Annotated in this window: 7 protein-coding genes; 4 read left to right on the top strand and 3 right to left on the bottom strand. The window is 71.7% G+C overall.

All coding sequences use genetic code 11. The features are described from left to right. A partial coding sequence (locus CCN37_RS32270; protein WP_246843438.1) for a replication-associated recombination protein A occupies positions 1-1164 on the top strand: 1164 nt, incomplete at its 5' end. Here CCN37_RS32270 and CCN37_RS32265 read toward each other — a convergent pair. From CCN37_RS32265 to CCN37_RS32255, 3 genes are read right to left on the bottom strand one after another with little or no spacing between them, the layout of a single operon-like run. Beyond that, a complete protein-coding gene (locus tag CCN37_RS32265; RefSeq protein WP_086828208.1) occupies positions 1161-1619 on the bottom strand; it encodes a hypothetical protein in 459 nt (152 codons plus the stop codon). The genes CCN37_RS32270 and CCN37_RS32265 overlap by 4 nt on opposite strands. Continuing rightward, on the bottom strand, positions 1616-3025 hold the full coding sequence (locus tag CCN37_RS32260; protein WP_086828206.1) for a HAMP domain-containing sensor histidine kinase: 1410 nt from the start codon (positions 3023-3025) through the stop codon (positions 1616-1618). The genes CCN37_RS32265 and CCN37_RS32260 overlap by 4 nt, the downstream gene beginning before the upstream one ends. Positions 3026-3028: 3 nt before the next feature. Next, positions 3029-3706 (bottom strand): response regulator transcription factor, encoded by a 678-nt coding sequence (locus tag CCN37_RS32255; RefSeq protein ID WP_086828205.1) that lies wholly within the window; start codon positions 3704-3706, stop codon positions 3029-3031. Between the two features lie 81 nt (positions 3707-3787). On the opposite strand from CCN37_RS32255, the gene CCN37_RS32250 reads away from it, so the two are divergent. From CCN37_RS32250 to CCN37_RS32240, 3 genes are read left to right on the top strand one after another with little or no spacing between them, the layout of a single operon-like run. Beyond that, complete coding sequence (locus CCN37_RS32250) at positions 3788-4672, top strand: phosphatase PAP2 family protein (protein WP_168200964.1); 885 nt, start codon at positions 3788-3790, stop codon at positions 4670-4672. A 17-nt stretch (positions 4673-4689) separates the two neighbouring features. Then, a complete protein-coding gene (locus tag CCN37_RS32245) occupies positions 4690-5238 on the top strand; it encodes a D-alanyl-D-alanine carboxypeptidase family protein (RefSeq protein ID WP_086828203.1) in 549 nt (182 codons plus the stop codon). A gap of 47 nt (positions 5239-5285) precedes the next feature. Next, entirely contained in the window at positions 5286-5864 is a 579-nt protein-coding gene (locus CCN37_RS32240) for a DUF899 family protein (RefSeq protein ID WP_086828201.1), read from the top strand. Positions 5865-6000 lie beyond the last annotated feature (136 nt).

Raw genomic sequence — 6000 nt, 5'->3', positions numbered from 1 at the left:
GTGCTGCTCTACGGCCCGCCCGGCACCGGGAAGACCACGCTGGCCACGCTCGTCTCCAAGGCGACCGGGCGGCGCTTCGTCGCACTCTCCGCGCTGTCGGCAGGCGTCAAAGAGGTGCGCGCGGTGATCGAGGAGGCCCGCCGTCGCCTCGGCAGGGCGGCCGAGTCCACGGTGCTGTTCATCGACGAGGTGCACCGCTTCTCCAAGACGCAGCAGGACGCGTTGCTCGGCGCGGTGGAGGACCGGGTCGTGCTGCTCGTCGCGGCGACCACGGAGAACCCGTTCTTCTCGGTGGTGTCGCCGCTGCTCTCGCGGTCGTTGGTGCTCCAGCTCCGTTCGCTCACCGACGACGACGTGCGCGCGGTGGTGCGCAGGGCGGTCGAGGACGAGCGCGGGCTCGGGGGAGCGCCGACCCTCGCGCAGGACGCCGAGGACCACCTCGTCCGGCTCGCCGCGGGTGACGCGCGCCGGGCGTTGACGGCGCTGGAAGCCGCCGCCGAGTCGGCCAGCTCCACGGGCGCGGCGGAGATCGACCTCGGCACGCTCGAGTCCACTGTGGACAAAGCGGCGGTGCGCTACGACCGCGACGGCGACCAGCACTACGACGTGATCAGCGCGTTCATCAAGTCGATCAGGGGCTCCGACCCGGACGCCGCGCTGCACTACCTGGCGCGCATGATCGAGGCGGGCGAGGACCCGCGCTTCATCGCCCGCCGCCTCGTCGTGCACGCCAGCGAGGACATCGGCATGGCCGACCCGACCGCGCTCCAGGCCGCCGTCGCCGCCGCGCAGGCCGTGCAGCTCATCGGCCTGCCAGAAGGACGCCTCGCACTCGCGCAGGCCACGATCCACCTGGCCACCGCGCCGAAGTCCAACGCGGTGATAGTCGCCATCAACGACGCGTCCAGCGATGTGCGCAAGGGCGCGGTCGGCCCGGTGCCACCCCACCTGCGCGACGGCCACTACAAGGGCGCCGAGCGCCTGGGCCACGCGCAGAGCTACCGCTACCCGCACGACGCGCCCGGCGGAGTCCTCGCGCAGCAGTACGCCCCCGACGAGCTGGTGGGCAAGGACTACTACCACCCCACCAACCACGGAGCCGAACGCGTCCTCGCCGAACGCCTCCCCAAGCTCCGCCGCATGACCCGCGACGAGTCCACCTAGGTCATGGCGGAGCACTCGCGGTAGCCGAGGGGGCCGGTGCGCCCGGCCAGGAAGAGGCCCAGGTGCTGCTCGGTGGGGGCGAGCGCGCGCACGGCGGTGCACACGAGCTGCTGGACGGCCTCCTCGGGCAGTCCCAGCACGGGGATCGGCACGGTCAACGTGGTGCCGGACAGGTTGACCCGGCCCGAGGTGAACGGCAGCTTGGTCACCAATCCCGCCGAGCGCTCGGCGTCGGTCGGCCCGCCCAGCAACAACTCCACGGCCTGAGCGGGGGCGAGGGGCTGGCCGGTGGCACGGCTCGCGGGCTGCAACTGCTCGCCGGAGAGGAAGTACAGCACCGCGCCCTCGCCACCGGCGGGCAGGATCGGAGCCGGGCCCGCGCGCACGATCTCGGTCGGCCGAACCCCGCAGCCCGCGACCACCAACACCACCACGAAAGCCAGAAAGCGTTTCACACCAACACCTCCGGCAGTCGGAGCACGAACCGCGCGCCCCCGCTGGGGTGGTTCCCCGCGGTCAGCGAACCGCCGTGCAGCCGGGCGTTCTCGCGCGCGATGGCCAGGCCGAGCCCGCTGCCCTCGGAGCGCGCCCGCGCGGAATCCGCCTTGTAGAAGCGGTCGAACACGTGCGGCAGCACGGAATCCGGCAGGCCGGGGCCGTTGTCGCTGACCTCGATCACCACGCCGCCGTCCTCCTCCCACAGCCGCACCAGCACCGGCGGAGCACCGTGGCGCAGCGCGTTGCCGACCAGGTTGGCCACCACGATGTCCAGCCGCCGCCGGTCCACTCGCGCCACCAGGCCCTCCGGCAGATCCACGGAGACGGAGTCCTGCCAGCCGCGCGCGGCGAGCGTGTCCCGCACGGCGGTCGCCACGTCCCACTCGTCGAGTTCGAGCCCGGCGCGGCCCGCGTCGAAGCGCGAGATCTCCATCAGGTCCTGCACGAGCCGGGACAGCTTGCGCGTCTCCCCGGCGACCAGGCGCGCGGCCACGGCGGAGTCCGGCGGCATCCGATCGGTCTCCTGCTCCAGGATCTCGATCACGGCGGTCATCGCGGTCAGCGGCGTGCGCAGCTCGTGCGAGACGTCGGCGACGAAGCGCCGCGCGTCCGACTCCATCCGCCGCAGCTCGCCGACGTTGTGCTGCAACGTCGCCGCAGAGGTGTTGAAGGTGTGCGCCAGCTCGGCCAGTTCGTCACCGCCGCGCACCCGCAACCGCGTGTCGAACTGCCCGTCGGCGAGGCTGCGCGCGGCGAAGTTCAGCTCCCGCACCGGCCGGAGCACGCTGCGCGCCGCGAGCAGGGCGATGCCGACCGCGACGAGCAGGGCCAGCGCACCGGTCACCCACGCCCACGCCGCCAGCTCGGAGATGTCAGCCTGCGAGCTGGCGAGGCTGATCTGCGCGTAGATCTCCAAACCGGTCGGCTCGACGGCGCCCACGGTGTTCTGCGTGCGCACGATCATGCCGACCATCAGGAACGGCGCAGTCTCCGACCACAGCCCGCGTTGGAACAGCACGCGGTCGCTGTCGTGCACGGCGGCACGGAACTGTGCGGGCAGTTCCTCGGTCGGCGGCCCGCCGGTGGAGCGGAGGTCCCGGTAGAACACGGCGACGTAGCCGCTGAGCCTGCGCTGGAACGCGTCGAGGTCGCGTTGGGTCGGCGGCAGCGGCACGGTCGCCGCGAACGTGCTGACCTGCGTGCGCAACGTGTCCATCGCGCGGTCCTGGACGCCCTGCAAGATCGTGGTGCGTGCGGAGAGGTAGTTCGCGCCGGTGGTGGCGATCACCGCGCCGAGCGCGACGGCGGCGAACGCGGCGACCAACCGCAGCCGCAGCCCGACCGACCAGCGCCTGCCCGCCACCCGCTACACCCGGTCGAACCGGTAGCCGAAGCCGCGCACCGTGCGCACGTGCCTCGGGCTCGCCGGATCGTCCTCGATCTTGGAGCGCAGCCGCTGCACGCACGCGTCGACCAGCCGCGAGTCGCCGAGGTAGTCGTGCTCCCACACCGCGCTCAGCAGCTGCTGGCGGGACAGCACCCGGCCGGGCGTCCTGGTCAGCTCCAGCAGCAGCTTCAGCTCGGTCGGCGTGAGCGGGACCGGCTCGCCGCACTTGGTGACCACCAGTGCGGTGCGGTCCACGACGAGGTCGCCGAAGCGCTCGTCGCTGGACTGCTGCTCGCTGGTGGCCCGGCGCAGCACGGCGCGGATGCGCGCGTCGAGCACCCTCGGTTCCACCGGCTTGACCACGTAGTCGTCCGCGCCCGCCTCCAAGCCCGCCACCACGTCGAAGTCGTCGCTGCGCGCGGTCAGCACGATGATCGGCAGATCGCCCTCGGCGCGGATGCGGCGGCAGGTCTCGAAGCCGTCGATGCCGGGCAACATGAGGTCGACGAGCACCAGGTCCGGGCGCTGCTCCCGGAGGAACGCCAAGCCCTGCTCACCGCTGTCCGCCACGTGCACCTCATGCCCCTGCCTGCGCAAAGAGAGCTGGAGTGCTTCGCGGACGGCGCGGTCGTCCTCTACAACCAGGACAATCGCCACGCGGCCCATTATCCAGGTCTGTTGCACAACCATGACAAACCCAGCACAGAACGCGGACACCCCGCCTGGAGCATCGGTGTCATGGCAACCAGCGACGAAGCACAGCCCAGGACCTGGCCGCTTCCCGTCGCGGGCGCGTTAGGAGCCCTGATCGCCCTCGGCGTGACCTTCCTCGCCTACGTGCACACGGTCACCGGGCAGCGCGCGGAGAACGGCGCCGTGCACCAGGCCCAGACCGGCGGACTGGCCGACCCGGCGTTCTCCTACCTGCTCAAGGGCGGGATGGGCACCTTCCTGCTCGGCGCCGTCGCGCTGTTCACCCTCGGCGTCGGGGTGTTCCGGGCCAAGCTGATCGGCGCGGTCACGGTCGTCGCGGTGATCGGCGGCTCGACACTGACGACCGAACTGCTCAAGGAAGTGCTTCTGGAGCGCCCCGACCTCTACGTCACCTCGGTCGCGGGCCACAACAGCTTCCCCAGCGGGCACGTGACCGGCGCGATGGCCGTGCTGGTCGCGTTGGCGCTGGTCAGCCCGCACCGAGTGCGCCCGTTCGTGCTCGGCGGCGGCTCGGTCGTCGTCGCCGCGGTGGCCGTCGCGACGGTCGGCCTCGGCTGGCACCGCCCCAGCGACACCCTCGGCGGCTGCCTGGTCGCCGCGCTCATCGGGTGTCTGGTCGCCGCGTTCGCCGGACCTGGTCGCGTCCACCCGCACCCCGCGTGGTTCCTCGGAGCGCTCGTCGTTCCCTCGATCGTGCCGCTCGTCGGCCGCGTGATGCTGGGCTCGGCCACCACCGCCGCTGAGCGCTTGGACGACTCGCTCGTCATCGCCGCCGTGGGCGCGCCGGCGGTCGCGCTCGTGCTCGTCGCGCTGCTGCACGGAACTGAGCTGGGGCGTCGCGCTCCGGTGGTCACGGGCAGGCACCACGCCACACACCGCTGTGAAACACTTGTACGGCAGCACGCTTAGAGGAGATTTGGCCGGATATGCGAATTGTGCTGACCCTGGCGGTCACGCTGCTCGTCGGATTGGGCGTGCTGTTCTACATGGAGCCGAAGCGGCCGATGGCCGGTGAGGCGTACGTGGAACTCGTCAACGTCACCGGCGACGACGAAGCCCCGAAGTGCGCGTTGGACCCGCGCCACTCCGACGAAGCTCCCCGAGGCCTGCGCGATGACGTGCTCGCCGCGTGGAACTCCTTGAAGGGCAAGGCAGCCGCCGAGAACGTGAAGATGTGCCTCAACGACGGCAAGCGCAGCGCGTGGCAGCAGCAGGCTGAGTTCGACAGCGCGGTCCGCCGCTTCGGCAGCGCCGAGCAGGCCAGCAAGTACGTGCTCACCCCCGAGGCGTCCAACCACGTCAAGGGGATCGCCGTGGACATCCAGCCGCTGTCCGCCGCGTCGTGGGTGGAGCGCTCCAACGGCAAGCACGGGTGGTGCAGGCGCTACCAGAACGAGCCGTGGCACTTCGAGTACGACACGTCCTACGTGGGCGGTTGCCCGTCGATGCTGCCGAACGCGCTCGCATCACGTTGATCGAACCGGCTACGCCCGTGCCGCCGTTCGGACTAAGTTCTCTCCGCATGAGCACAGTGCACGTCGCCGCCAGCGAGGACTACCGGCGCGCCCGCGCCGAACTGCTGGCGGCCGAGGGGGAGCTGCGCGCCGCCGCTGCCGCCGTCGCGGCCCTGCGCGCGGCCCTGCCGCCGGGGCCCGATGTCGACGCTTCCGCGCCGCTGACCACAGCGGGCGGCAAGCCGATCACGCTGGACGACGTTTTCGGCGACCACCGCACGCTGCTGGCTCACCACCTGGCCTTCGACCTCCTGTCCGAGGAGCCGGAGGAGGCGGGCGCGCGCGATGTCGACGCCCTCGACGCCCAGGTCCCCTGGCTGCGCGAGCGCACCGCCATCGCCGTCTTCGCGCCCGTCCCGCCGCACGTGCTCGCTCAGCTAGCGCAGCGGCGCGCGTGGCGGTGGATCGTGCCTATCTCCACCCAGCCGGGCGATCTCTCCGACCGCCTGCACGACACCTCCGGCACCGCGCGCACCGTGTCCACCTCGGCCGTGCTCATCCGCGAGGGAGCCACCGCGCGCCTGCACTGGCACGGCCGCACCCCGCTCACCGCACCCCTGCTGCACCTCCTGCCCCAGCCGGAGTGAACCCAACGGCCCCATCGGTGCGTCCGAAAGCCCTGAACGACCCGTTCAGTGCGTTCAAGTACCCAAACGACCCGTTCAGGGCTGAAGCCGTGGGGACGGGGGCGCAGTGGCGCGAGGTACCCGAATGACCCGTTCG

Source organism: Allokutzneria sp. NRRL B-24872, assembly GCF_002155965.1.
Classification (GTDB): Bacteria; Actinomycetota; Actinomycetes; order Mycobacteriales; family Pseudonocardiaceae; genus Allokutzneria.
Note: the sequence above shows the minus strand (reverse complement) of the source record. Positions and strands in the feature narration are given on the sequence as shown.

What these genes read in the sequence shown, in the direction of transcription:
- CCN37_RS32240 (WP_086828201.1), top strand. Translation starts at nt 5,286, where the DNA reads ATGAGCACAGTGCACGTCGCCGCCAGCGAGGACTACCGGCGCGCCCGC.
- CCN37_RS32245 (WP_086828203.1), top strand. Translation starts at nt 4,690, where the DNA reads ATGCGAATTGTGCTGACCCTGGCGGTCACGCTGCTCGTCGGATTGGGC.
- CCN37_RS32250 (WP_168200964.1), top strand. Translation starts at nt 3,788, where the DNA reads ATGGCAACCAGCGACGAAGCACAGCCCAGGACCTGGCCGCTTCCCGTC.